Source organism: Blastomonas sp. RAC04 (assembly GCF_001713435.1).
Classification (GTDB): domain Bacteria; phylum Pseudomonadota; class Alphaproteobacteria; order Sphingomonadales; family Sphingomonadaceae; genus Blastomonas; species Blastomonas fulva.
On the sequence record NZ_CP016460.1, the window covers coordinates 3,101,922 to 3,126,606 of the forward strand.

General features: G+C 65.9%; 22 protein-coding genes. 7 read left to right on the forward strand and 15 right to left on the reverse strand.

Features of this window, described 5'->3' with window-relative positions:
- The first annotated feature begins 4 nt into the window (after positions 1 to 4).
- On the forward strand, positions 5 to 1,519 hold the full coding sequence (locus BSY18_RS15405) for an aldehyde dehydrogenase family protein (protein ID WP_069051092.1): 1,515 nt from the start codon (positions 5 to 7) through the stop codon (positions 1,517 to 1,519).
- A 12-nt stretch (positions 1,520 to 1,531) separates the two neighbouring features.
- On the opposite strand, the gene BSY18_RS15410 is transcribed toward BSY18_RS15405, so the two are convergent.
- The 3 genes from BSY18_RS15410 to BSY18_RS15420 form a co-directional block, all read right to left on the reverse strand.
- Complete coding sequence (locus tag BSY18_RS15410; RefSeq protein WP_069051093.1) at positions 1,532 to 2,326, reverse strand: IclR family transcriptional regulator; 795 nt, start codon at positions 2,324 to 2,326, stop codon at positions 1,532 to 1,534.
- A 96-nt stretch (positions 2,327 to 2,422) separates the two neighbouring features.
- On the reverse strand, positions 2,423 to 3,787 hold the full coding sequence (locus tag BSY18_RS15415) for an MFS transporter (protein ID WP_069051094.1): 1,365 nt from the start codon (positions 3,785 to 3,787) through the stop codon (positions 2,423 to 2,425).
- A complete protein-coding gene (locus BSY18_RS15420) occupies positions 3,784 to 4,821 on the reverse strand; it encodes a DUF1838 family protein (protein ID WP_236823385.1) in 1,038 nt (345 codons plus the stop codon). The genes BSY18_RS15415 and BSY18_RS15420 overlap by 4 nt, the downstream gene beginning before the upstream one ends.
- Before the next feature lie 171 nt (positions 4,822 to 4,992).
- Between BSY18_RS15420 and BSY18_RS15425 the strand changes: the two genes are divergently transcribed.
- Positions 4,993 to 6,231 (forward strand): class I SAM-dependent methyltransferase, encoded by a 1,239-nt coding sequence (locus BSY18_RS15425; protein WP_236823386.1) that lies wholly within the window; start codon positions 4,993 to 4,995, stop codon positions 6,229 to 6,231.
- A gap of 16 nt (positions 6,232 to 6,247) precedes the next feature.
- Positions 6,248 to 6,610: a hypothetical protein gene (locus BSY18_RS15430; protein WP_069051096.1), complete on the forward strand. Its 363-nt coding sequence runs from the start codon at positions 6,248 to 6,250 to the stop codon at positions 6,608 to 6,610.
- Here the strand turns inward: BSY18_RS15430 and BSY18_RS15435 are convergent.
- A complete protein-coding gene (locus tag BSY18_RS15435; protein ID WP_069051097.1) occupies positions 6,607 to 7,491 on the reverse strand; it encodes an alpha/beta hydrolase in 885 nt (294 codons plus the stop codon). The two genes, BSY18_RS15430 and BSY18_RS15435, sit on opposite strands and share 4 nt — an antisense overlap.
- Positions 7,492 to 7,631: 140 nt before the next feature.
- Here BSY18_RS15435 and BSY18_RS15440 point away from each other — a divergent pair, with 140 nt between their 5' ends.
- Positions 7,632 to 8,729, forward strand: a complete 1,098-nt coding sequence (locus BSY18_RS15440; RefSeq protein ID WP_069051098.1) for a DUF3089 domain-containing protein — start codon at positions 7,632 to 7,634, stop codon at positions 8,727 to 8,729.
- On the opposite strand, the gene BSY18_RS15445 is transcribed toward BSY18_RS15440, so the two are convergent.
- From BSY18_RS15445 to BSY18_RS15455, 3 genes are all read right to left on the reverse strand, one after another.
- Positions 8,710 to 9,879, reverse strand: a complete 1,170-nt coding sequence (locus BSY18_RS15445; RefSeq protein WP_171900251.1) for an alpha/beta fold hydrolase — start codon at positions 9,877 to 9,879, stop codon at positions 8,710 to 8,712. The two genes, BSY18_RS15440 and BSY18_RS15445, sit on opposite strands and share 20 nt — an antisense overlap.
- A 184-nt stretch (positions 9,880 to 10,063) precedes the next feature.
- Positions 10,064 to 10,924, reverse strand: coding sequence for a DUF1838 family protein (locus BSY18_RS15450; protein ID WP_171900252.1), 861 nt, complete (start codon positions 10,922 to 10,924; stop codon positions 10,064 to 10,066).
- A gap of 95 nt (positions 10,925 to 11,019) precedes the next feature.
- A complete protein-coding gene (locus BSY18_RS15455) occupies positions 11,020 to 13,617 on the reverse strand; it encodes a TonB-dependent receptor (protein ID WP_069051100.1) in 2,598 nt (865 codons plus the stop codon).
- A 318-nt stretch (positions 13,618 to 13,935) separates the two neighbouring features.
- Between BSY18_RS15455 and BSY18_RS15460 the strand changes: the two genes are divergently transcribed.
- Positions 13,936 to 14,802 carry an isocitrate lyase/PEP mutase family protein gene (locus BSY18_RS15460; protein WP_069051101.1) on the forward strand — a complete coding sequence of 289 codons (867 nt, stop codon included), beginning with the start codon at positions 13,936 to 13,938 and terminating at the stop codon, positions 14,800 to 14,802.
- 6 nt (positions 14,803 to 14,808) lie between these two features.
- Here BSY18_RS15460 and leuD read toward each other — a convergent pair whose 3' ends face one another.
- From leuD to BSY18_RS15480, 4 genes are all read right to left on the reverse strand, one after another.
- Positions 14,809 to 15,381 carry a 3-isopropylmalate dehydratase small subunit gene (leuD, locus tag BSY18_RS15465; RefSeq protein WP_069051102.1) on the reverse strand — a complete coding sequence of 191 codons (573 nt, stop codon included), beginning with the start codon at positions 15,379 to 15,381 and terminating at the stop codon, positions 14,809 to 14,811.
- 4 nt (positions 15,382 to 15,385) lie between these two features.
- Positions 15,386 to 16,804, reverse strand: a complete 1,419-nt coding sequence (leuC, locus tag BSY18_RS15470) for a 3-isopropylmalate dehydratase large subunit (RefSeq protein WP_069051103.1) — start codon at positions 16,802 to 16,804, stop codon at positions 15,386 to 15,388.
- A 21-nt stretch (positions 16,805 to 16,825) separates the two neighbouring features.
- Positions 16,826 to 17,227, reverse strand: a complete 402-nt coding sequence (locus tag BSY18_RS15475; protein ID WP_054135911.1) for a c-type cytochrome — start codon at positions 17,225 to 17,227, stop codon at positions 16,826 to 16,828.
- A gap of 581 nt (positions 17,228 to 17,808) precedes the next feature.
- Positions 17,809 to 18,282 (reverse strand): Lrp/AsnC family transcriptional regulator, encoded by a 474-nt coding sequence (locus BSY18_RS15480; RefSeq protein ID WP_054135912.1) that lies wholly within the window; start codon positions 18,280 to 18,282, stop codon positions 17,809 to 17,811.
- A gap of 124 nt (positions 18,283 to 18,406) precedes the next feature.
- Between BSY18_RS15480 and BSY18_RS15485 the strand changes: the two genes are divergently transcribed.
- Positions 18,407 to 19,462: a Leu/Phe/Val dehydrogenase gene (locus tag BSY18_RS15485; protein WP_069051960.1), complete on the forward strand. Its 1,056-nt coding sequence runs from the start codon at positions 18,407 to 18,409 to the stop codon at positions 19,460 to 19,462.
- Positions 19,459 to 19,731, forward strand: a complete 273-nt coding sequence (locus BSY18_RS15490; RefSeq protein WP_069051104.1) for a hypothetical protein — start codon at positions 19,459 to 19,461, stop codon at positions 19,729 to 19,731. Before BSY18_RS15485 ends, BSY18_RS15490 begins: the two co-directional genes overlap by 4 nt.
- On the opposite strand, the gene BSY18_RS15495 is transcribed toward BSY18_RS15490, so the two are convergent.
- The 4 genes from BSY18_RS15495 to BSY18_RS15510 are packed head-to-tail and all read right to left on the reverse strand — an operon-like array spanning position 19,728 to position 24,683.
- The gene (locus tag BSY18_RS15495) at positions 19,728 to 20,927 is read right to left on the reverse strand and encodes a dipeptidase (RefSeq protein WP_069051105.1); all 1,200 of its coding nucleotides are present in this window, start codon (positions 20,925 to 20,927) and stop codon (positions 19,728 to 19,730) included. The two genes, BSY18_RS15490 and BSY18_RS15495, sit on opposite strands and share 4 nt — an antisense overlap.
- Positions 20,924 to 22,510, reverse strand: a complete 1,587-nt coding sequence (locus BSY18_RS15500) for a serine hydrolase (protein WP_069051106.1) — start codon at positions 22,508 to 22,510, stop codon at positions 20,924 to 20,926. Before BSY18_RS15500 ends, BSY18_RS15495 begins: the two co-directional genes overlap by 4 nt.
- Positions 22,507 to 23,646 (reverse strand): YkvI family membrane protein, encoded by a 1,140-nt coding sequence (locus tag BSY18_RS15505; RefSeq protein ID WP_054135916.1) that lies wholly within the window; start codon positions 23,644 to 23,646, stop codon positions 22,507 to 22,509. Before BSY18_RS15505 ends, BSY18_RS15500 begins: the two co-directional genes overlap by 4 nt.
- The gene (locus BSY18_RS15510) at positions 23,643 to 24,683 is read right to left on the reverse strand and encodes a DUF1611 domain-containing protein (protein WP_069051107.1); all 1,041 of its coding nucleotides are present in this window, start codon (positions 24,681 to 24,683) and stop codon (positions 23,643 to 23,645) included. The genes BSY18_RS15505 and BSY18_RS15510 overlap by 4 nt, the downstream gene beginning before the upstream one ends.
- Positions 24,684 to 24,685 lie beyond the last annotated feature (2 nt).

Consider the following 24,685-nt stretch of genomic DNA (forward strand, 5'->3'; position numbering starts at 1 on the left):
GGCCATGACCACCCTTCCCCTGCCATTTGACGGCCATCCGGTCAGCGATGCGACCCGCGCCTTCCTGCAGCGCGACCACCTGTTGTTCATCGACGGCGCCTGGCGCGATGCCAGCGGCGATGGCTGGATGGAAACGCGCGATCCTGCCACCGGGTTGGTCGCCGCGCGCTTTGCGATCGGCGAGGCGGCAGATGTCAACGCCGCGGTGGTCGCCGCGCGCAACGCGTTCGACGGCGGCTGGGCACGCTCGCAACCCGCCACTCGCGCCGCGCTGCTGCGCAGGCTCGCTGACCTCATGCAGCGCGATGCGCAGATGCTCGCCGAACTCGAGGTGATCGACAGCGGCATGCCGTTGTTCATCGCCAGCCTGACGGTAAGCAACTGCACCGCAATGCTGCATTATTACGCGGGGCTTGCCGGCACCATCGAGGGCACGACGATCACCCCGCCCGCGCATGTCACGCACGATGCCGAGGCGATCACCTACACCCTGCGCGAGCCGGTGGGGGTGACCGCGCACATCATCCCGTGGAACGTGCCCCTCTCGATGGCGGTGCTCAAGCTTGCCCCCTCGCTCGCCGCGGGATGCACCGCCATCGTCAAGCCCAGCGAGGAGACCCCGCTGACCGCGCTGGCGCTCGCCGATCTGATCGCGGAGGCCGGATTTCCCGCAGGCGTGGTCAACATCGTCAACGGCACCGGCGGTACCGTGGGCGCGGCGCTGGCCGGACATCCGGGGATCGACAAGGTGGCGTTCACCGGATCGACCGCGACCGGCCGGCGGATCGTCGAGGCAGCTTTGGGCAACCTCAAGAAGGTCACGCTCGAACTGGGCGGCAAGTCGCCCGTCGTGGTGATGCCCGATGCCGACCTTGCGCTCGCCATCCCCGGGGTCGCGATGGCGACCTATTTCCTGGGCGGGCAGAACTGCATGGCGGGCACGCGCATCTTTGCGCATGCCGATATCCACGACGCGCTGGTCGATGGGCTGGTCGCGTTCTCGCAGAGCATGGTGGTCGATCACGGCCTGGCTCCCGGCTGCCAGATCGGCCCGATGGTCTCGCCCGCGCATGGCGCCAAGGTGATGGGCTATATCGCGCGCGGCCTCAGCGAAGGCGCGGTGCTGCGCACCGGCGGCGAGCGGCTCGACCGGCCAGGCAGCTTCATCGCGCCCACCATCTTCACCGGCACCACCCCGGACATGGGGATCGTGCAGGACGAGATCTTCGGCCCGGTGATGGCGGTGCAAAGCTTCGACACGCTCGATATCGATGCCATCGCGGCGATGGCGAACAACTCGCCTTATGGCCTGTCGGGCAGCGTCTGGACGACCTCGCTGTCATCCGCGCACAAGATCGCCGCGCGCATCCGCTCGGGCCATGTCTCGATCAACTGCCATGGCGCGGTGGCGCACAACATCCCGTTCGGCGGCTATGGCCAGTCGGGCTGGGGACGCGAGTTCGGGCGCGAGAGCCTCGACAATTATCTCGAGACCAAGGCGGTCACCGCCAGACTCTGACAGAGGTTTGCCTCAAGCCGCGACCGGCTCCGCCACCGCCTTGTCGAGCGCCTCGCCGATGGTCCGCGCGGTGGCGAGCATCTCGGGCAGATAGCTTTCCAGCGCGTTTTCCAGTTTCAGCGCCGAGGCGAAAAACACCAGGGTCATCGCAGCCTCGAACCGGCCCTGCTTGAAGATCGGTACCGCGATCGAGGATGTCTTGCCCGGCGTGTGGTTGAAGTAATTGCGCCCCTGCACCGCATAGCCGCGCGCGCGGATTCCTTCCGCATTCAACGCCAGCTCGGCTGCCGCCAGATAATTGGGGTCGATGTCTTGGTCCGCGCGCATCCATTTGAGGATCTGCGCGCGCTCGTCGTCATCCGCATAGGCCATCGAAAGCTTGCCAGAGGCGCTGTCGAGCAGGGGCAGCGTGAAGCCCGGATAATATTGCGCGAAGGTCAGCGAGGTGTTGGCGTGGGTCGAATCGCACAGCATCATGTTCTTGCCCACCCGGATCGCGATCGAGACCGGCCAGCCGACCTTGCGGGTGAGATCGACGATCGGCGCGCGCGCAGCCTCGACCAGCACGCCGTCATGCTGATATCCGCTCGACAGGCTCTGCACCAGCAGCGTGGGGCGATAGCGCTTGCGCGCGGGCTCCTGCTCGATCAGCCCTTCGTACAGCAGAGTCTGCACGATGCGGTGCGCGGTGGGATAGGGCACGTTGGCGGCGCGCGAGATTTCCATCATCGTCATCGACCGGTTGCGATTGATCGCCTTGAGCGCCGCAATCGCGCGGCTGAACGACTGGATCGGAACACCCTTCATCTGACAGCTCCCTTTTCGCTGCGGGCCGCCGTGACCGGGCGTGCCCTGATGCGAATGCTGCGTCAAACTATCCGGATGGTGGCTGTTGATCCAGTTTTATCCGACAGGCGGATATCGACGCCCCCAGATGCCGATGATGGCCGCGCCGGTGAGCGTGAGCAGCGGCGGGATCAGCCCGAAGGCGAGCCCGACGCCCAGCACCGCGCTCTCGCTTTGCGGCAGCCCCGCGACCGCGCGCGCGGCATCGAACCCGAAAGCGGAGAGGACAAGCCCGGTGAGCAAGGTGCCGCCCAGCGCAAAGGCGATCTTGTCCGCGGCGATCCAGGCGGCAGAATACAGCCCCGAATGCTCCGAATCATCGGCAGCGATATCCGCCAGCATCGAAAAGCCGATCACGGTCCATCCCGAATTGCCGATCGCCGCGGTGAAGGCGAGCAGATAGGCGACCTCGATCGGCTGGTCGGCCAGCGCGAGCCAGACCATGTAGCTCAGCGAATAGATCACCGATCCGGCGATGAACGCTGCGGGCTTGCCGAAGCGCCCCGCGACCCACACCCACATCGGCTGCGCGGCGATGATGCCGACACAGGCGCACACGATGATGATCCCGATCACCTGCAGCGCATCGGCGCGCCCCGATTGATAGGTCAGGAAATACAGCATGGTCGCATACCCCATGCCGCTGCCGGTCAATTGCAGGAAGTTGGCGGCAAACAGGCTGGCGAAGCGCCTTTTGGCGAACAGCCCGCCCATCGCGCCCAGCTTCAGCGGCGGCAGCGCCGGCCCGCCACGCGCGCCATACGCGCGATGGCCGATGCCGAAGAACGCCAGCAGCAGCGAGCCCGATGCGATCACCGAGAGCACCATCGCCATCTGCCGGTATCCGCCCATGCCGCCGCCGAAGTGCTCCACCAAAGCCGGGGCGACCGCGCCCGCGGTCAGCACGCCGACCGCAGTGAACACCAGCCGCCACGCCATCAGCACGGTGCGCTGGCGCTCGTTCGACGCGAGTTCGCCCGCGATCGCGAGATAGGGGACGGAGAAGGTTGCAAACACCATCATGTACAGGCTGAAGGTCATCACCACCCAGGCGACGCGCAGCGCGTTGCCGTCTTCAGGCACGCGAAACAGCAGGTTGAGCGCCACCGGCGCCAGCACCGCGCCGATCAGCAGCCAGTAGCGCCGCGGCATCCGGGCCTTGAACCGGTCGGACAGCATGCCGGCGGCAAAATCGCTGCCCACGCCGAACACCAGTTTGGGCAGGAAGATCGCCGCGCCCGCCAGCGCGACATCCATGCCCACGACATTGGTCAGGAAGAACAATAGCAGCAGCGAGGGGATATCGCGGAAGATCTGCCCCGCGATCTGCCCCACGCCATAGCCCATCTGCCCGCCGAGCGAGAGCCGGGCTGCGGCGGCGGGCGGGGCGTCGCCCGCCAGCGGTTCCGCCTGCGCGGTCACGGACGTGGCGGCATCGGCGGCAGCGTCGGCGCGGCAGGCGGCTGCGGCGGGGTCCAGCCCTGGGGCACCGGCGCGGGCTTCTGCGTCATCTTGTAGTTTTCCAGGCTGGACAGCGACGGCCCGTAATCTTGCGTCGGTGCGGTCAGATAACCCGGATCGATCTTGCGCGCGGCCTCGACCAGATCAGCGGGCAGGTCCTTGATGCCGTTGGTCATCGTGCCGAACGAGGCGAAATAGTTGATGAACCCGGGAGCCTCGCCCATCAGCATCCAGGGCAGCCACGGGGTGATCCGCGACCAGCTGCCGGTGACCGGAATCGCGGTGAGCTTGCGGTTCTCGATATCGGCCTTGTCCACGAAGAACAGGAAATGTTCGGAAACGCGGTTGAACGCGCCCGCCGATTCGCGCGGCCAGTCCTTGGGCTGAAGCGAGGCGGGATAGAACAGGTCGATCCCCGTCTCCAGGATCAGCGTGTTGCCCGGCCCGTCGCTCCAGTTGAGCAGGAACGGCTCGGGCGGGCGGGTATCCTTGTTGAGCCCGCCATAGCTCGGCGGCTGCGGCTTGGTGTCGCGGATGTCGTAGTTGAACGGATCGTTGGCGATCGGCACCACCTTCACCGTCTCGTTCGTGTAGGGGTTCTTCCAGCTGTCCATGATCTTGCCGGTTTCCAGATCGCGGTAGAACACCACCTCCTTCAGCACGCGGCGCCAGTTGCCATCGGGCAGGCGCAGCGTGCGGACGACCGAAAAGCCGTCGATCTTGAACAAAGGCTTCACCTTTTCGTTGTCGCGCACGCCATAGACGGTGCCGGTGATGCGGCTGACCTTCTGCTTGGTCGTATCGATCTCGCCATCGATGCGCGCATAGGTATCGCGGTTCCAGACCGGGTCCTTGAGGTCGATCTTCGAAACGAAGGACGGCGTTTTCGCCGCCGCCGCCACCGCGCTGCCTGCCCATCCTGCGAGCATCAGCCCGCCGACCGCAAGGCCCAGCGTGAGCTGCCTGAAAAGTCCCGAAGCCCGGTATGCCATCATGTCCTCCTGAGGCGCGTCCTGATGGAAACAGATTGATGGCAAAGTTGTGCGCCGCCGCAAGGCTTGTGAACAATTATCCACGCACCGGATAGTCCGCTTATCCTGCGCTTGCCATGCCGGGCATGAATCGGCGAAGCTCGGCAGACCGGACATTGCCCTTGCGTCCGCTCGATGGAGACACGCCTTATGCTCAACTGCTTCCAGCAGGCGCACCACGCGATGCTGCCCGTGCCGACGCACGACGAGGCATCGCGCCAGGAATTCGCCAAGAGCCTCAAGGGCTTCATCCAGTCCGGGCTGTTGCCGGGGCTCGCCCCGGTCTACCAGACCCGCGCGGCCAAGGCGTTCGAGCGCGAGCACGGCCGCAAACCCGAAGACCGCCGCGACATCCGCGCCGCAATGGTGCCCGATCCCTATTTCCAGCTCTACGCCTCGATCAACCGCATCGCGCAGGAGCTGCTGTGGGAAGCGACCAACCTTTCGGTCGAGCGCGAATTGCCCGATCTGATCGCGAAAGCGGAGGCGCTCAGCGCCTCGAGCAAGGCGCAGCTGGTCATGCCCGAGGGCTTTGTCCCGCCGCGCTACGTCACCGCGCTCGATATCCACTGCATGCCCGGCGGCTATGCCAGCGAGGTGTGCCAGGACGATGTCTCGGTGGGCGTGCTCTACGACCGCGGCGTGTTCCTCTATTCGATGGGCTATGGCGGGCCGCATAACGACGACATGGGCCGGTCGGTGTGCAATTATGTCCAGCGGACCATGCCCGAGTTCAAGCCGCGCCGCATCCTCGACATGGGCTGCACCGTCGGCCACTCGACCCTGCCCTACAAGGAATATTTCCCCGATGCCGAAGTGTGGGGAATCGATGTCGGCGGCCCGTGCATCCGCTACGCCCATGCCCGCGCGGCGGCTTTGGGGCACGAGGTCAACTTCGCGCAGATGAATGCGGAAGACACCAGCTTTCCCGAAGGCCATTTCGATCTCGTCGTCAGCCACATCCTGCTGCACGAGACCAGCGGCAAGGCGATGCCGCGCATCTTCAAGGAGGCCTACCGGCTGCTCGCGCCCGGCGGGCTGATGATCCACGCCGATCTGCCGCCGTTCGACCTGATGGACCCGTTCACCCAGTTCATCCTCGACAACGAGACCTGGTACAACAACGAGCCGTTCTGGGGCGCGATGCGTGACATGGACCAGCTTTCGCTGGCCGAGGCTGCAGGCTTTCCGCCCGGCGAGGCGCGCTTCACCACCGCGCCGATGGCGATCATGGAGTTCATGGGAGCCGGCTATGCGGCGGACGCGACCGAAAGCGTCGCCGATCGCGAATTCACCGCGGGCGAATATGCTCCCGGCGGCGGCTGGGAAGTGCTGATCGCGCAAAAGCCCATCGATCTTGCCGCAGCCGCCTGAGACAAGGAACAGACCCATGACCCAGACTGCCGACCGCCCGCACGTCATCAAGGACGCCAAGGGCAAGCGCCCGCAATTCTATGCCGAGCCGGGGATCGATCAGCTGATGTCGATGGTGATGGTGCTGGCGGGCGAGGTCTGCATGCTGCGCGACCGGATGGATGCGCAGGAACGCGTCGCCAGGATGCACGGCATCAACCTCGCCGAAGGGATCGATGCGCTGACGCTCGACGAAGAGGCGCTGCAGACGCGCGAGGCCTATCGTCAGGATTTCCTCGACCGCCTGTTCTATCTGGCGCGCAAGGAGGCGAACGAAGCCGCCGCGCAGGAGACCGACGAGGCCTATCGCGCGACGATTGCCGATATCGCGGTGAACTAACGCTGCATCAGCGTCTCGCCGGGGCGCGTGCCGACAGCGGCGAGCATGTCTGCTCGCGCGGCAGCGTCGCCTTGGGCCCAGCCTTGCAGCATCAGCAGCGAAAGCACAGCGGCGCGGTCGAGCTGGGCAAGCTGCCTGGGCCCCGGCAGCTCCGGCCGGCAGATCGCGCCGCCGAAATAATGGTCGACCCCGTCCAGCACCAGCCCGAAGCGGTCGCCCCTTGCGGGCGCGGATTCGAATGCCAGCAGATGGCTGGTCCACCCATCGGCGCCGGGCGGAATGTCCGCAGTGCCGGTCTGGATCAGCACTGGCACCGCCAGTGCGGAATAGCCTTTGGCATCGATCAGCGGAGCCACCGCCCCGGGCGGCGAGAAGGCGAGCGTCAGCACCGCGCGCGGATCACGCAGCGGTCCCGTCACCCCCTCGGGCAGCAGGGGCTCGGCGCCCCCCAAAGCCAGCGCCCCCAGCGCGCCATAGCTGTGCCCGGCGGCGACATACTGCGCATTCTCGATGGTCGCGGTCAGGCCGCGCATATCCTCGATCCGTGCCGCCCAGCCCGCCAGCCCGGCAAAGCTGGCGCGGTCGGGATGGTCGGTCGAATCGACATGCAGCGGCGCGAGCACGCGGTACCCCGCCTGGGTCCAGCGAGCGAACAGCGCCTCGTACTTCCAGGGGGCCGAGGCTGCGCCATGGCCGAAGACAATCGTGCCGCGGCGCTGCCCCGCAGGATCATAGCGCCAGGTGCGGCACACCCGCGCCGACGGCAGCGCCACGTCGATGACCTCCGGGCCGGACGCGCGGGCCAGCGCGGGAACACGCGCGATCGTGCCGAGCGCGAGGCCAGAGCCGATCAGGCCGCGACGGGTGAGGCAAGGGGTCATCGGACAATCCCATCATCGCAGCCGGGCTTTGGCCATTTGCCACCCCGGCTTGTCCGCCCTGCGGACAGTGCGCGCATCTTCTGGCGTCGCGGACGATATTGGGCAAGCATGCGGTGACGGGATCGACGAGGGGTGCAGCGATGAACAGGACTTTGACCGCAATCGGCGCCCTCGCGGCCCTCGCCAGCAGCATGGCCGGAGCGCAGGCGCCGCAGGCCGCACCCCCGCCGCCGCCCTTCGACAGCCAGCCGCAACCCACGCCCCCGGATTATGCGACTCACAGCGCCTGGGCGGCGCTTCCCGGCGTGCGCGGGCCTGCCGATACGGTGCCGCAGGGGCGCAAGCCGGTCACCGGCAAGCTGCGCGGCGTCGACGTGTTCTATGTCCACCCGACGACCTTTCGCACCCCGGACCGCTGGAACGCCGACCTTGCCGATGCAAAGGTCAACGCCTGGACCGATGCCAGCGTGATCGCGCGCCAGGCGGCGGTGTTCAACGCCTGCTGCAACGTCTTTGCCCCGCGCTATCGCCAGGCCTCGTTCCTCGCCACGCGCGACCGGTTCATGGAAGGCGATGGCGGCAAGGCCTATGCGCTGGCCTATTCCGATGTGCTCGCCGCCTTCGACCAGTGGCAGGCCAGCCGCAACCAGGGCCGTCCGTTCATCCTGGCAGGCCACAGCCAGGGCGGCGAGATGCTGATGCGGCTGCTCGCCGACCGGATCGACGGCACGCCGCTGCAAAAGCGGATGGTCGCCGCCTATGCGATCGGCATCGATTTTTCGGTCGGCTATTTCGGCACGCGCTATCGCACGCTCAAGCCCTGCGACACTCCGGTGCGCACCGGCTGCGTGCTGGCCTGGAACGCGGTGTCGCCGCAAGCGGACCTCAAGATGCTGGGCGGCTTTGCCGGATCACGGTTCGCGCACATCCATGGCCGCGAGGAGGGCAAGACGCCCTTGTGCATCAACCCGCTGACCTTCGACATGGCAAAACCCGCCGCAAGCCGCGCAACGTCCAGAGGTGCCATACCCGGCGAACCCGGCGAGGGGCAGATGCGCGCAGCGGTCAGGAGCAAGGTCGCCGCGCGATGCGACAGCGGCTTTCTGGTGGTCGATGCAGACCCTGCGCTCGATCTGCAGCCGCTTCCGGGCGGCAGCCTGCACTATCACGAATACGGCCTGTTCTTTGCCGACATCCAGGCGAACGTCGCGCAGCGGATCAAGGCGTTGCGGCGCTAGGGAAAACAGCCTCGTCGCAGTTACCCTTCGGCACGCGGCCCTCGAAGACATGGTGCACCCAGGGTAGCGAATCCTCCTGCGATTTAGCCACCGTCGCGCCATGGCCCTGCCCAGGATACAAATGGATCGCAACGTTGGAGCCCATCGCACAGGCCTTTCTGGCAGCATCAAAGGCCTGTCGCGGAGCGGTCTGCTCGTCGCTGAGGCCGATCCCGACGAAGACCGGCACGCTGAACCTGAGTGGCGGGTATGCGCGGTAAGGCTGGGCGTTTGCCTCCAGCAGGCTAGGGTCCTTGCTGAACAACGTGCCTGCGACGGGCCGGTCGACCATGAACTGGCGCATCGCGTCTGATCCGCATGTCGACCGAAACCGCTCATACAGGGCCTGACCTGCAGGCGTCAGCATGGCCTGCGGGCGAACGGCAGCATCCAGAAAGGCATAGGTCGGCAAAAATCGCATGTACAGCGCAGCCCAGCCGTCGAACTTCTGCATGTCGAGCGCCGACATATCCATGGAGCCGGGCCAGCCGGTCAGGACGACACCCCGCAACCTGAGCGTTCGGGCAACGACGGACTGCATCAGGGCGGCATTGGTAGCGGCATGGGCGCCCTGCGATTGACCGACGAGGACGACGTCGCGCGAAAGCGGATAGCGCTTGCGCGCCGCCAGCACAGCATCCAGCACGCCCTGTCCTTCCGACCGGCTCATCATGTAGGGGTGGGCACCATTGGTTCCCAGACCCTCATAATCGGAGGCGACGACAGCGTAACCCTGTTGCAGCCAGGTGTTGAGATATGCTGTGTCCCGCGCGGACCAACCGTTGAAGCTGGGCGCACAGACGTCGGGGAATCCGACCGTGCCGTGCGCCCAGGCGATCACCGGCCACCCACCGCGCGGGGGCAGACCCCGGGGCAGGTAGACACCGCCGGACACGACGATCGACCGTGTGCCGTCCGGCCCGCCGCGGCTGGTGTACAGAACCCTTTCACTCGATCCCGCTTGCGCCAGCGCCTTATCGGGCGCCATGGCCTCTCGCCGGACAATCCGGGGGGCTCCCGTCGGAACATCCCCGTCCCACTGGTAGAACGCTCCCGCGCCCCCGTCGCCGAGTTGCGGGTCGGCCGGCGGCATCCGGCTCTGGGCAGCCAAGGGGTTTGCCAGGCCCAGGCAGGCTCCGGCAAACAGGAGATTGCGGATCCATCTTGGTCGGGTTCTGGACAAACGGCATCTCCTTAAGCCGGACGCTGCCGGCACGTCACGTCTGGCATTTCGCAGGCTGGACACCGTGCCAGACCTCGCCATCGCCCGGCGGATCAGGGCGCTGCGGCGCTGATCAGGCTTTCGCGTCCCACAACGGCGCGAGCAGCGCGGCCGGGTCCTTGAACACATCCGGCCGCCGCGCTTCGGTCGCTTCCAGCCAGGCCGGCGGCATCGAATCGCGGGTGGCGTTCTGGCGGCCAACGCCGCTGGCGGTCAGATGGCCGGGATGGTCGCCCATCTCCAGCCAGGGCCTCCACGATACGACATTGGTGTAGCTGACGTTCGAGGTCACGCGGGTGGCACCCGGCCTTTGCAAGTCGCTGGCCTGAGCGTGCATCACCGTGCTGTCCGAATAGCGGAACGGCCTGGCCGCGCCGGGAAAGCTCGCCGCGGAACGGATGCGCTCGGTCACCCAGACATCGTTGCCGCGGGTCACGATCGGGAGCACCTCGTGCTCGAGCTGCAGCCCCGGCATCTCCTTGGGCAGATGGAACGACAGGTCCTTGTCGAACCGCGTCGAAGACGGCGCGAAGCCGCCGCTCGGGATCTTGCAGTCCTTGTTGGTATAGGGGTTGCGAAAGGTATCCAGCGCCTTGCCGGTCGCGATGTCGGTGAACCAGGCCAGCTCGAAGGTCACCTGCTGGTACGCGCCATCGGCCAGCGCGCGGGTGCGCGAGAACACTGCGGAAACCACGTTGAACAGCGGCTGCATCCGGTCCTCGACCACGCCGTAATAATTCGCCTGCACCCAGTTGGTGACGAGATCCTCGTCGAGCGCGCCGCGCATCATCAGGAAGGTGCGCTGGCGTCCCGCCATGCTGGTGACATCGAGCGACGACGGCGCAGCAGCCGACGCCGCACGCAGCGGAGCCGGCACCGCGAGCGCTGCGCCGGTGGCCATCATTCCGGCAAGGGCTTCACGGCGACGGATCATGGCTTGGGTCCTTGTGGGTGCTGCGCCGCGGCTTGGCGATGGCGTTGGCGATACGGCGGGGCGTGCTCCGCTACGGACCACGCCCCGCATTGCTATCAGAACTTCATGCCCGCGGTGATACCGATCCTGCGGCCCTCGCCCAGATAGATTTCCGGGATCGAGAAGGCGGCGGGGAAACCGGCGCGGGGCTGGTTGATCGAGTTCTGGACATAGGCCTTGTCGAACAGGTTGTTGCCCCACAGCGCAATGCTGAACCGGTCGCTTTCCACCGCCAGCCGCGCATTGACCAGCGTGCGCTCGCCAAAGCTGATCGTGTTGATCAGGTTGTTGAAGGCCGGGCCGGTGTGGTTGACATCGACGCGGCCGCGCAGTGCCCAGTCGTCCGACAGCGGAATGTCGGCGGTGGCGTGCACATTCCACTGCACCTTCACCGACCGCGTCGGGCGCAGTCCCTCGAGCGTGGGCACGAACTGCGTACCGCCATTGGCGGTGGGCACCGCGATGATCGGCGGGCAGCCATTGGCGTTGCCGAAGGTCGCAGGCGTGGTGCCGGTGCGGCACTGCGGGATCTGCGAGCCGTCATAGGCGCCGGGGCGGAACTTGGGATCCGAATAGATGAAGCTGCCGCCGATCGCGAACATGTCGGTGACGTCGAATTCGGCGAGCATTTCAAAGCCCTTGGCGCGCAGCGCGCCGGCATTCTGGACGATGCGCACCGGGTTCACCGCGGTCGGGTTCTGGGTGAACGCCGAGATCTGGGCGTCCTTCCAGTCGACATAGAAGAACGCGCCGTTGAGCGTCAGCCGCCGCTCGAACAGCCGGCTCTTGAAGCCTGCTTCATAGGTCCAGTTGGTTTCTTCCTCATAGGGCACTTCGCTCGCCAGGATGCCGGTCGCGCTGACCGGGTTGGCGGTGTTGAAGCCGCCCGAGCGCACGCCCTTGGCGGCAGAGGCATAGAGCAGGATGTCCTCGGCCGGGCGATAGTCCAGCGTGAAGCGCGGGGTGAAGCTGTTGAAGGTGCGCTTGAACCGGGGACCGGCGGTCGGGAATGTCCCAGCGGCCGGAATGGTGGTCCCGTTGATCGGCTGGTTCACCCGCGGCGCGGAGGTGGGGTTCAGGATCGAGAAGACCTGCGCCTCCTTCACGTCCGAATTGTAGCGGCCTTCGGCGTTGAAGCGCAAATCGCCGAACTCATAGCCGAGCGCGCCGAAGATCGAGAAGGTCTTGGTGCTCGCGGACGAATAGTTGCCGAACACCTGGCCGGAATTGCTGTCGGGGACGAGGAACAGGTTGCCGGTGAAGTCATAGGGGCCCACGCCGGTCGGCGCGGGCGTGGTGAGCTGCGACACCTGGACCAGCCGCTCGTTCGCCGCCAGCCCCGCTCCGTCCGCGCCCAGGCCGCCAGCGGCAAGCGGGATGCGCGAGTTGAAGTAATAGCCGCCGACAATCCACTGAAAGGGCGATTCATTGTCCGACTGGATGCGGATTTCCTGGCTGAAGGTGCGCACCCGCTCGACCGTTCCGATCGAGAAGTTGACGCGGGTCAGACGCGAATAAGGCGCAGCGAGGAAATTGGTGCCGCAGCTGGCGTTGGTGGCGTTGCCCAGCGTGCAGACGCCGAACTGCGTCCCGCCCGAGGTCAGGTCGTAATCGCTGGTGCCGCGGTTGTCGGCCCAGGTCAGGCCGGTGATGCTGGTCGCCTTGACGCCGGCGATGCGGCCTTCAAGCGTCAGCGAGACCTGGGTGTTCTTGGCGACCGTGTCGTTGAGGCGCGGCGAGACATCGCTGACCCTTTGCGGCGCGAGCTCGCCGCAGAACAGCAAAGGCAGACCGGTCGCCGCATTGACGTTGCCGCAGTTGAGGTTGCGGATCGGCAAGCCATAAACCGGCGACACTTCCGCTTCGGAATGGGTGTAGAAACCCGACAGCAGCGCGCGGAAATTCTCGCTCGGCTTGAACTCCAACGCTCCGGTGACGGCATATTTCTCGAACCCGCCCAGATTGTTGCCGCGCGCGGCCGCGTTGGTGCCAAAGCCGTCATAGGTGACGTATCCGCCCGCGATGCGGGCCTTGAGCGTGTCCGAGATCGGCAGCGAGATCGCCCCGCGGATGCGGTAATCCTCGTCGATGCCCGCGGTCACCTGCAGGCTGCCCGAAAGGTCATCGGTCGGCTTGCCGGTGCTGATCGCCATCGCGCCGGCAAAGGTCGAGCGGCCGAACAGCGCGCTCTGCGGGCCCTTGGCGATTTCGATCTGGCCGACATCGAGCACCGAGATCATGTCGATGGTGTTGCGGCTGGTCTGGTAGATGCCGTCGATGAACACGCCGACATTGGCCTCGACATTGAGGTCGTTGGCCGTGTTGCCCGGCGCCAGGCCGCGAATGTAGATCGTCTGGGTGTTGCCGCCCGCGATGCTGTTCATCACGATGCCCGGCGTCGAATTGCCCAGGTCCGCCAGCGTCTGAATGTTGCGTTCCGCCAGATCCTCGGCCGAATAGGCGTTGATCGAGATCGGAACCGACTGGATGTCCTCGTCGCGCCTGCGCGCGGTGACGACGATCTCGGAGCGGTCGCCATCGTCCTCTGCCACGGTCTCCTGCGCGCCAAGCGGGGCGGCGGCGGTGATGCTGCCCAGGGCAACGCCAGTGAACAGAACCGAACGGGCAAAGCCCGAAGCACGCAAAGCCTTCATGATTTCATATCCCCCAAATGTGACACCTGGCCGGGTGACTTTCCCTTTTTTCCGTCTTGCGCCGCGCCATGGCGCCCGGATCGAATATCGCTGCCCGTCTCGTTGCGAGGACTGGCTTGCTCCTGACAGGGCAATGAGCGCATGAACCCCTCCATTCATGCAAATCCACCTCGGCCAACTATCCGCCTGTCGGTCATTAGCCGCCGCCTTCTGCGCGGGTAAGACCGCATGGCGGATATTCGCGCACGCCGCGAGGGGTGGCATCGCATCTCCGATGCATCGCGCAGGCACAGCTGATCCCAGGAAAGGACCACCTTGATGGCCAACCCCGTTTTGCGCACCAAGCTCGATTCCGGCACCTTTTTCGTCGTGCCGGGTATCCAGGACATGATCGCCGCCGTGGTGGCCAACAAGGTCGGGTTCGATCTGGTCTATGGCACCGGATACTGGCTCACCGCCTCCGCCCACGGGCTGCCCGATGCGGGGATCGTCACCTATACCGAGATGCGCGAACGCATGGCGACGCTGGTGCGCACCAGCAACGCTGCGGTGATCGCCGATGGCGACACCGGCTATGGCGGGCTGCTCAACGTCCACCACACCGTGCGCGGCTATGAAGCCGCGGGTGTCACCGCGATCCAGATCGAGGATCAGGAATTTCCCAAGAAATGCGGCCACACCCCCTTTCGCCGGGTGATCCCGGTCGAGGAGATGGTCGAGAAGATCAAGGTTGCCTGCGCCGCACGCGAGGACAAGCGCAACTTCCTGGTCATCGCGCGTACCGACGCGAGGCAGAGCGAGGGGTTTGACGGCGCGATGCGGCGGATCGAGGCCTATGCCAAGGCCGGCGCGGACGTGCTGTTCCCCGAGGCACTGGAGAGCGAGGAGGAGATGGCGCGCGCCTGCGCCGCGTTCGATCGGCCGATGATGGCGAACATGTCGAACGGCGGATCGAGCCCGGTGCCGGTGGCCGATGTGCTGGCGCAGATCGGCTATGCCTTTGCGATCTATCCCTCGCTGACCTCGCTCGCGGCGGCCGCCGCGATGGAAAAGGCACTGGTCGACTTGAAGACGAAAGGGATCGGCCAGCCCGAAGGCCTGTTCAGCTTCAGCGAATTCTGCTCGCTGATCGGGTTCGAGGATGTGTGGGCGTTCGAACGCCAATGGGGCAAGGGCGCGGACTGAGCCCGGTCAGCCTGCCGGGGGATAAAGCCAGGGCTGTTCGCCGCGCTGGCGCTGCTCGAACGCATCGATCAGCGCACCATCGCGCGCCAGGATAGCGGATGTCTCGTCCCAGCCGTTGAGCAGCGCCTGGCGCTGGGGTTCGGGGATGGCAAAGCCGATGACCGGCGTATCGCCCGCCTGCAGCGTGCAGGCGTGCAGATCGATCGTGAAGGTCGCGCCCGCGTCCGCCGCGCGGTGCAGCACCGCGACTTGGGCCGCGTCCAGCGTCACCGGCAGCACCCCGTTGCGGATGCAGTTGCCCGCGAAGATCTCGCCGAAGCTCGCCGCGATGATGCAGCGCACGCCGCAGCCCAGCAGCGCCCAGACCGCCTGCTCGCGGCTCGACCCGCAGCCGAAATTCGCGCCCGCGACCAGCACCGGCGCTCCGCCGGGCCTGAACGCGCGATCGGCAAAGGCATAGTCGCCCAGCCCCTCGCGCGCGGTGATCGTCAGGAACCGGGCAGGATAGATGACGTCGGTATCGACATTGTCCTCGGCCAGGCTCGCGGCCAATCCGGTCAGGCGGGTGAAGGGGTGCATCGCCTCAGTCCGCCCCGGCCATCAGCACGCGGACATCGGCGATCCGCCCGGTGACGGCTGCGGCAACCGCGCTCGCCGGGCTCATCAGATGGGTGCGCCCGCCCTGCCCCTGGCGCCCCTCGAAATTGCGGTTGCTGGTCGAGGCGCAACGCTCGCCGGGAGCGAGACGGTCGTCGTTCATCGCCACGCACATCGAGCACCCCGCATCACGCCATTCGAACCCTGCGGCGCGGAAGATATCGGCCAGCCCCTCGGCTTCGGCCTGGCGCCGGGTTGCTGCCGACCCCGGCACCACCATCGCGCGCACGCCGCTTGCGACCCTGCGACCCGATGCGACCCGCGCGGCCATGCGCAGGTCCTCGATCCGCGCGTTGGTGCACGATCCGATGAACACGCGGTCGATGGCAATGTCGGTCAGCGCCATGCCCGGCGTCAGATCCATATAGCCAAGCGCGCGGCGGATCTGCGCCTGCAGCTGCGGCTCGGCGTCGTCAGGATCGGGGACACGGCCGGCCACCGACGCACCCTGATCGGGGCTGGTGCCCCAGGTAACCTGCGGCGCCAGCGCCGAGACATCCATCGTCACCACCCGGTCATACGCCGCATCGCGATCGCTCGACAGCGTCCGCCAGAACGCGACCGCGCGGCCCCAGTCGGCGCCCTGCGGCGCTCCAGCGCGGCCCTTGAGATAGGCAAAGGTCGTGGCATCGGGCGCGATCAGCCCGATCCGGCTCCCCGCCTCGATCGTCATGTTGCACAATGTCATCCGCCCCGCCATGTCGAGCGCGGCGATGGTGGGGCCTGCATATTCCACCGCAAAGCCCCGCGCACCCTGCGCGCCGATCTGCGCGATCAGCGCGAGCGCGATATCCTTGGCCGAGGTCCAGGCGGGCAGCGTGCCCTGCAGTTCCACCCGCATCGTCGCCGCGCGCTTCTGCGTCAGGCATTGCGTGGCCATCACGGTACCGCATTCGCTCGCGCCGATCCCGAAGGCGAGCGCGCCGAACGCGCCATGCGTGGTGGTGTGGCTGTCGCCGCAGACCAGAGTGATCCCGGGCAGGGTAAAGCCCTGTTCAGGCCCGATCACGTGTACGATTCCGTGGCCCGCACCATCCAGCGGATGGTAGCGCACGCCAAAGTCGGACGCGTTGGTTTCCAGCTCGGCGATCTGCGCCGCGGCCACCGGATCTGCGCCCGAATGCCCACTGATGCTGCGGGCCCGGGTCGGTACCGCATGGTCTGCGACCGCGAGATGCGTTTCGGGTCGCCTGAGCCGCCGTCCGGCGTCGGCCAGCGCGCGAAACGCCTGCGGGCTGCTGACCTCGTGCACCAGCTGCCGGTCGATGTAGATGAGGTCTTCGCCGCCTTCCTCTGCGCGCACGAGATGGCTGTCCCAGAGCTTGGCGTAAAGCGTGCGGCCCATCGGGTCAGGCCGGAAGGGCGATCAAGGAACCGGCTTTTTGAGATAGGCGATCAACGCCTTGCGGTCCGCGGGCTTGGACAGGCCGGCAAAGGCCATCGAGGTGCCGGGCACCACCGCCTGCGGACGCTGCAGCCAGGCATCGAGCGTGGCCTCGTTCCACACCGCCGCGGACGACCGCATCGCCGGCGAATAGCCAAAGCCCTTCACGGCGCCCGCCTTGCGCCCGACGATGCCCTGTAGATGCGGACCGACCTTGGCCGGTGCGGAAGCGGTCACGGCATGACAGGCCGAACAGCGCAGAAACAGACGCTTGCCCTGCGCCGCCTCGCTTGCCGCCGGCGCGGCGACTGCCACGGGCGCTTGGGTCAGCGGCACCAATGCTGCAAGCGCAACGGCGAAAAGAGCGGGGACGGCAGCTTTCATGAACACCTCGGCTTGACGGATCGGGTCATTGAATGCTGCCTTGCTCGCAGCACCCGGGCAAGAGGGCACCCGTGCCGACCCGGATGACCGATAGTCGGATATGGCCCGGGCCGCGAATCGCGCGTCCGCCGAATGTCAGGCTGCACTTTGGCTGCGCGGTTCTGTCGGTATCCAGATGTTGCGCCACGCATGCCGCATGAAATGCGTGGCAATCCGCCGGTGGCGCAAGCCTCGCCGCAGAGACGGGGATTTGCCCGTGATGTCTCGAGATAGACAGAGAGTTTTGGATGCCCCCCAAGGATTCGAACCTCGCTTAACGGAGCCAAAAGCCCGCTCAGAGAGACGGTTATCTAACGTTGCTCGGTCGTTTGTCGCATTCATGCAGCATCGAGCATAGCCGTGTCATCGCGTCGGCAGTGGCTGCGTCACGCGATGCGTCTAGAAACAGATGGCCATAGGTATCGAAGGTTACCTGGATCGAAGTGTGGACAATTCTGCCGTTCCCCTATGATGTCCCGAACGGCGGGCGTTTTTACGATTACTCAACGCCCAAAGGCCGAGAAGTCAGCATGGCCGTCCTGTCACAGCGTCTGTTGAAGCGGCAATTCGGTCGTCGACTTGATCTCAGATAACGCCACGGTGGAGTTGATTTCCTGTACGCCCGGCAGTTTGCTCAGCTGGTCGAAGAAGAACCGCTCATAGGCGTCGATATCGGCGGTCACGATGCGCAGCATGAAATCGGTGGTGCCCATCAGCACATAGGCGTCCATCACCTCGGGGAAGCCCTGGATCGCGGCGCTGAACTCGTCGAGATTGGCGCGGCCATGCGCGTTGAGCTTCACCTGCGCAAAAACGTGCGCATTGAGCCCGACCTTGCGCCGATCGAGGATCGCGACCTGCTTGCGGATGAAGCCCTCGCGCTGCAGCCGGTCGATCCGCCGCCAGCATGGCGACACCGACAGCCCGACGCGCTCGGCGATCTGCGCGGTGGTCTGCGTCGCATCGCGCTGCATCTCGCGAAGTATCTTTATCTCGAATCGATCAAGCTGGGTCATTCATTTCGCATAAGTCGGTTTTGACGATCATACCATCCTATAAATGTCCGATTGCCACCCAAACCAGACCGAGATTGCCCGCGCGCGCGCTGCCATAAGCAGCACAACATTTCAGGAGCCCATCATGTCCGATCAATTTGACCTGCAAACCGCCACTGTCGAATGCGTTCGTCTGCACGATCCCGCCAGCGGGCTTGATGGCTATATCGCGATGTACGAGACCGATCTGGGGCCTGCTGCGGGCGGTTGCCGGTTCTGGAGCTATGCCGATGGCGAGGACGCCAAAGCCGATGCGGTGCGGCTGGCGCGGGGCATGACCTACAAGAACGCGCTGGCTGGCCTTCCTTTTTCGGGCGGCAAGGCGGTGCTGCGCCGGCCCGACAAGGACTTCGACCGCACGGCGCTGTTCCAGGCGTTCGGTCGCGCGGTCGCGCAGCTCGATGGCCGGTATGTGACAGCGGAAGATGTCGGGACTTCGGTCGCCGACATGCAGGTCGTTGCCTCGATGTCGCGCCATGTCGCCGGCCTGCCGCCCGAAGCGGGATGCGCTGGCGGCGACCCCTCGCCCTGGACCGCGCAAGGCGTGTTCGAATCGATGCAGACCGGCGTGGCGCAGGTGCTGCGCGGCGATCTTGATGGGCTGACGGTCGCCGTCCAGGGTGTTGGCAATGTCGGCGCCGATCTGTGCCGCCGCCTCCATGCCGCCGGCGCACGGCTGGTGATCGCCGACACCGATGCCGCGCGATGTTTTGCGCTGGCGAAGGAGGTCGGTGCCAGTGTCGTCGGAGTCGAGCAGATCGCCTCGGTCGAGGCCGATGTGTTTGCGCCTTGCGCGCTGGGCGGCGCGCTGACCCGCGATGTCGTCGCAAATCTCACCGCCAGGTTGGTGTGCGGCGCGGCCAATAACCAGCTCGCCTCCCCCGATGTCGCTGCGCTGCTGCTGGAGCGCGGCATCGTCTATTTGCCCGATTATGTCGTCAACGCGGGCGGGATCATCAGCGTGTCGGCGGAGTATCTGGGCGAGGATGTGGGCCATGTCGGCCAGCGGGTCGCAGCCATCGCGCCACGCGTCGGCTTGCTGATCGCGCGCGCAGCCGCCGAAGGCCGCTCGCCCGCGCATGTCGCCGATGAAATGGCCGAGCAGGTGATCGCCAACGCACGCGAGATGCAACCGGCATGAGCTGCGAGAACTGGCGGTTCGAGGTCGAGGCGATGATCGATCCGCAGTCGCTCCTCCGGGTGCTGGGCTATTTCGCCCAGCGCAGCGTGGTCCCCGATGCGCTGCAGATGCGCGTCGGGGATGACAAGATGACGATCAGCCTGACCGTAAGCGACCTTGCGCGAGCGCATGCGCTGATCGTCGCGGCCAAGCTCGAGCAGATCGTGCTGGTTCAGTCCGTCAGGCTCGATGAGCTGGAGCAGACCGAAAGGGAGCGGGCAGCGGCCTAGCGGACCGCTCCCCCGCCCTGCGCCTGAAGGATGCGCAGCACATTGCCGCTCCACATCTTCTCGATGTCCGCGTCCGAATAGCCCGCCGCTTTCAGTCGCGCGGTGATCTTGGGCTGCGCCGAGATATCCTCGATCCCGACAAGGCCCCCGCCGCCATCCCAGTCTGCGCCGAAGCAGATATGATCGGGGCCCGCGACCTCGATCGCGCGCAGCGCCATCGCCATGAACTTCTCGAAATCTGCATTCCACATCTGCTCGGTCTTATCGAGCTCACGCCAGCGGCGGGTGAGATCGGCCTGCTGCGCCGGGGGCATCGTTCCAATCTGCTCATACATCGCGAACAGTTTGGCGCGCTCGGGGGTCATGTTCATCTCGGACAGGTATATCGTCGAGACGCACATCGCGCCGTTCTTCGCGGCGAGCGCGCGCAACCGGCCTTCGTCGAGATTGCGCGGGTGGTCATTCGCCGAACGCAGGCTCGAGTGCGAGAGGATGATCGGGTATTTCGACAGCTCGAGCATCTGGTCGAATGTCGCGTCGGACGAATGGCTGGCGTCGATCACCATGCCCAGCCGGTTCATTTCCTCGACCCATTTCCTGCCCAGCGGGCTCAGCCCGTTCCAGCGCGGCGTATCGGTCGAGCTGTCGGCGAACTGGTTGTTCTTGCCATGCACCGGCCCCGCCATGCGCACGCCCTTGGCGTGAAACTCGGCGAGCAGCGAGATATCTTCTCCCAGCGGATAGCTGTTCTCGATCGATTTGAACGCGATCAGCTTGCCCTGCTGGTTGAGGCGGCGGGCATCGGCGGCGGTGAGCGCAGTGCCGATGCGGTCGGCGTGTTTTGCCAGCGTGGCATCGATCAGGTCCGAGCGCGCGCGTGCGTGCGCCAATGCGCCGGCATAGCCTTCGGCGGTCAGCGGACCCTGATCGGTATACGTGACGAAAAACCCGCCATCGAGCGCGCCGTCCTCCATCCGCGGGATATCGAGCTGGGCAAGATCGGTCGCCAGATCGTGGCGATCGGCAAAGCTCCAGCCACGACGCGCGAAATGCAGCGGGGTATCGAGATGGGTGTCGAGCGTGAGGATGCGGCTATGCAGCGTGGCAGCATCGCCGCCTGCATCGTTGGGCGTGGTGGCGCAACCAGCCAACGCGGAAAACGCGGTGGCGGCGAGGAGCATGGCGATACGGTTCACTTGGAATTCTCCACGGGCTTGAGGTCCAGATCGTGATAATCCCAGCTGAAATCGGCGATCTTGCTCACGGTCTTCATCGTCACCCCGGTGATGGCGCCATCGGCATCAAGCGCGAAGGTGACATAGGCAGGCTCGATCGCCTTGTCGTCGAATTCGGTGACGAAGCTGTCATACTGCCAGTGCTTGAGCCGCCCGACCATGCGCGGGGTCGAGGTGAAATCGATCGTCAGCCCCTGTGGGGTCGAGGCGATAACGACATCGCCGTACCACGGATCACGATAGCGTCCGGCGTAGCGCGCGACATCGAGCGAGGGACCGACCTTCGCCCCCGATGCGGCCGCGGTCTGCGTCGTCTCCAGATACCTCCGTCCGTCCTCGAGCCGCGCCAGATACCAGTCCTGCCATTTGGTGGTCCAGTCGAAGTCGGGTTCATCGAGATAGTGATCGATCAGATCATAGCTAAGCCCGAGCAGCATTCCGCTCTCCTCGGAGTTGAGCATGATCGCAAAGCCGACATCGAGTTCGGGGATCATCACCACGCGGGTGATCGATCCGAACACCCCGCCGCCATGGCTGATGATCTGGTGGCCGCGATAATCCTGTACCTGCCAGCCAAGCGCATAGGCCTGGTTGTTGGGCTGCGCGGGTTTCAATTCGGCGGGTAGCGGGGTGACCTCCATCGGAGTCACCGGCGTCCACATTTCCTTCGCCTGCTGCGCGCTGAACAGTTGCTTGCCGCCTGGCATCTTGCCTTGCGCAAGCTGGATCTTGAGCCACGCCGCCATGTCGTCAGCGCTCATCGCAAGGCCGCCCGCGGGCGCACCGTTGCGGCCGAGCTCGTCGCGCTCGTCGAGCACCTGCTGGTCGCCTAGCCCGCGCAACGGCCCCGAAAGCCGCGCGTGCGGCCAGGAGCGGTTGGCGATGCGGAAGCGATCGTTGCTGTCGCTGGTCGCGTGCTTCATGCCACCGGCTTTGAGCACGCGGTCGCGCATGAACACTTCCCAGGTCTGGCCGGTGACCTCCTCGATCAGTTGTCCTGCCACCGCATAGAGGATGTTGTCATAGGCGTAGGAATAGCGAAAACTGGTCTTGGGCTTGAGGAAGGCGACGCGCTCGACGGTCTGGCGGCGGGTCAGATTGGTGCGCGGGACGAACATCAGATCGCCCTGCCCCAGCCCCAGCCCGCTGCGATGGACCAGCAGATCGCGGATCGTGATCTCGCGCGTCACCCAGGCATCGTGCATGCGGAACCACGGCATATGCTTGATCACCGGATCGTCCCAGGCGATCTTGCCTTCATCGACCAGGATCGCCAGCGCCGCGGCCGTCAGCGCCTTGCCGGTCGATCCGGTCTGGAACAAGGTTGCGGCATCAACCGGAGCCTTGTCGCCCAGCTTGCGCACGCCCCAGCCGCGCGACAGCGTGGTCTTGCCGCCCTCGACGATCGCGATCGACACGCCCGGAGCGCCCACCTTCTGGCGCAGCGCCTCGACGCTCTGGTCTATGTCCTTGGGGGGTTCGGCCCAGGCAGGCACGGCAGCGGCCGCGAGCAGAGCGCCCGCGAGCAGATGGAAGCGTTTCATGCAGGCAACTCCGATGGCGAAGAACTCGGGGTACGGATCAGGCGATAGACGCCAAGCGTGAGCAGCGGGACGACATAGACCGCGAGGAACAGCCAGGCGAGGAAGCGGTAACCGCTGGCAATCAGATCGACCAGACCGATCCGCGCGGCGACGAACATGCAAGCCGTCAGGATCACAGCGCCGATCGCGGCGCGCGCCAGGGCGCCAGGCTCGGGACGCGAGCGCGCCTCGAGTGCGCCTGCAATCCGCTCGTTGATCGCATGGATCGCGCCGACACCGCTTTCGAGCAAGGCGACGAAGATCATCATCTGGAACACGAAATGGAAGCCCGGCACCGCCATCTGCCGCAGCAGGAAATCGGAAGGCAGCGTCTCGGCACCGATCGAAGGGTAGAAGGCCATCATCGCGATGAAGAACAGGACCGCAGGGATCATGGTCAGCGGTCCTGCGATCAGCCCGGCGACCATCGCGTCGCGCTGGCTGGTGAGGTGGCGCAGCATCGGCAGGATGATCACCGCGCCGACGATGTTGTAGCTGGCATAGGTCAGCCCGCCCGCCATCCAGTTGCCCGACGGTGCCGGCGCTGCGGCAAACGTCGCGCCGATGCGGTCGCCGAAGCTCGACAGCGCGAACACCAGGAACAGGGCATAGACCGCATAGATCAGCATCGAGGCATATTTGAACAGCTGCTCGACCGCGCCTTCGCCCAGCGATGTCGCCGCGACAATCGCCAGAGCGAGCACCGCAGATCCCAGGAATCCGGGCCAGCCGAAGGTTGCCGCGCCGATCTCGCCTGCCGCTGCGCCGAACACCGCAATGATCAGGATGACGAATATCAGATAGGATATCTCGAATGCGATCCAGCCCGGCCCGAGCAGCGCCTTGAAGAAGCTGCGATAGTCATAGGCGTGCAGCGCGCGCGCAAGCATGAAGGTGATCGCCGCGACCACGGTCCAGATCAGCGTCGCCAGCAGCATCGCCGCAAGCCCGCCCCAGGGCCCTGCGGGCACGAAATATTCGGCAAGTTCGCGCCCGGTGGCATAGCCGCCGCCAATGATCACCGCCTTGAGCGCCAGCCCGGGGAGCAGGAACCGCTGGAACCAGCTCGCCCTTTTGGCAGGCGCTGCAGCGATCATGACAGGCAGCTGTCCACGAGCGCATCGAATCTTGCCCCGCCGCGGATCGGGTCGGCAACCGGGAGTCCGAGGCGCGCGCTTTCGGAGGCCATATAGGCATCCGCCTCTTCCGCACCCATGCTCGAGGTGTTGAGGCTGACGCCGGTGCAGCGGATCGCGGGATTGGTGCGGCTGCCCAGGCGGACGGTGAGATCGATGACCTCCTCAATGCTCGGCAACGCAAAGCTTTCCATCCCCAGGATGACCTTGCGCGACGGATCGTGGCAGACCACGAACGCGTCGGGCTGGCTGCCGTGGAGCAGGCCGAGCGAGACCGCAGCATAAGCGGGGTTGAAGATCGATCCCTGGCCCTCGATCAGGTCCCAGTGATCGGGCGCGGCATCGGGGCTGAGCATCTCGGCAGCCCCCGCCTCGAAATCGGATATCACCGCATCCATCGGAACGCCGCCACCCGCGATCATGATCCCAGTCTGACCGGTGGCGCGGAAATTGGCGTCGATGCCGCGCGCCACGAACGCCCGGTGCAGCGCCAGCGCAGTGTATTTCTTGCCCAGTGCGCAATCGGTGCCGACGGTGAGCAGCCTCTTGCCGCTGCGCTTGCGGCCGGTGCCGATCGGGATATTGGCGGGCGGGGTACGCACATCGATCAGCCGCTGGCCGGTGCGGCATGCCGCTTCAGCAAGCGCAGGGATGCTGGCCAGCCGGACATGCAGCCCGCTGACGATATCCAGCCCCGCCTCCATCGCCTCGATCAGCGCGGCAATCCAGGTCGGGCCGATCAGCCCGCCCCGGTTGGCAACGCCGATGACCAGCGACTGCGCCCCAGCCGCGCGCGCCTCTGCCGGAGACATCCGGGCAAGCCCGGTCGTCACCGTGCAGCCGTCGACCCAGTACTCGCCGACACAGCGGTCTGCGGCCCAGTCAGCAAGCCCCAATGCGGTCTTGGCATAACCCCGTTCGGTGGTGTCGCCCAGAAAGAGCAGATAAGGCTGCGGCAGAGCCAGGCTTTCAGCCAGACGCATCATGGGCGCGTTCATTC

Excerpts from the sequence above, each read along its gene's own strand:
- BSY18_RS15405 (WP_069051092.1), top strand. The coding sequence starts at position 5 with ATGACCACCCTTCCCCTGCCATTTGACGGCCATCCGGTCAGCGATGCG.
- BSY18_RS15410 (WP_069051093.1), bottom strand. The coding sequence starts at position 2,326 with ATGAAGGGTGTTCCGATCCAGTCGTTCAGCCGCGCGATTGCGGCGCTC.
- BSY18_RS15420 (WP_236823385.1), bottom strand. The coding sequence starts at position 4,821 with ATGATGGCATACCGGGCTTCGGGACTTTTCAGGCAGCTCACGCTGGGC.
- BSY18_RS15425 (WP_236823386.1), top strand. The coding sequence starts at position 4,993 with ATGGAGACACGCCTTATGCTCAACTGCTTCCAGCAGGCGCACCACGCG.
- BSY18_RS15430 (WP_069051096.1), top strand. The coding sequence starts at position 6,248 with ATGACCCAGACTGCCGACCGCCCGCACGTCATCAAGGACGCCAAGGGC.
- BSY18_RS15435 (WP_069051097.1), bottom strand. The coding sequence starts at position 7,491 with ATGACCCCTTGCCTCACCCGTCGCGGCCTGATCGGCTCTGGCCTCGCG.
- BSY18_RS15440 (WP_069051098.1), top strand. The coding sequence starts at position 7,632 with ATGAACAGGACTTTGACCGCAATCGGCGCCCTCGCGGCCCTCGCCAGC.
- BSY18_RS15450 (WP_171900252.1), bottom strand. The coding sequence starts at position 10,924 with ATGATCCGTCGCCGTGAAGCCCTTGCCGGAATGATGGCCACCGGCGCA.
- BSY18_RS15455 (WP_069051100.1), bottom strand. The coding sequence starts at position 13,617 with ATGAAGGCTTTGCGTGCTTCGGGCTTTGCCCGTTCGGTTCTGTTCACT.
- BSY18_RS15460 (WP_069051101.1), top strand. The coding sequence starts at position 13,936 with ATGGCCAACCCCGTTTTGCGCACCAAGCTCGATTCCGGCACCTTTTTC.
- leuD (WP_069051102.1), bottom strand. The coding sequence starts at position 15,381 with ATGCACCCCTTCACCCGCCTGACCGGATTGGCCGCGAGCCTGGCCGAG.
- leuC (WP_069051103.1), bottom strand. The coding sequence starts at position 16,804 with ATGGGCCGCACGCTTTACGCCAAGCTCTGGGACAGCCATCTCGTGCGC.
- BSY18_RS15475 (WP_054135911.1), bottom strand. The coding sequence starts at position 17,227 with ATGAAAGCTGCCGTCCCCGCTCTTTTCGCCGTTGCGCTTGCAGCATTG.
- BSY18_RS15480 (WP_054135912.1), bottom strand. The coding sequence starts at position 18,282 with ATGACCCAGCTTGATCGATTCGAGATAAAGATACTTCGCGAGATGCAG.
- BSY18_RS15485 (WP_069051960.1), top strand. The coding sequence starts at position 18,407 with ATGTCCGATCAATTTGACCTGCAAACCGCCACTGTCGAATGCGTTCGT.
- BSY18_RS15490 (WP_069051104.1), top strand. The coding sequence starts at position 19,459 with ATGAGCTGCGAGAACTGGCGGTTCGAGGTCGAGGCGATGATCGATCCG.
- BSY18_RS15500 (WP_069051106.1), bottom strand. The coding sequence starts at position 22,510 with ATGAAACGCTTCCATCTGCTCGCGGGCGCTCTGCTCGCGGCCGCTGCC.
- BSY18_RS15505 (WP_054135916.1), bottom strand. The coding sequence starts at position 23,646 with ATGATCGCTGCAGCGCCTGCCAAAAGGGCGAGCTGGTTCCAGCGGTTC.
- BSY18_RS15510 (WP_069051107.1), bottom strand. The coding sequence starts at position 24,683 with ATGAACGCGCCCATGATGCGTCTGGCTGAAAGCCTGGCTCTGCCGCAG.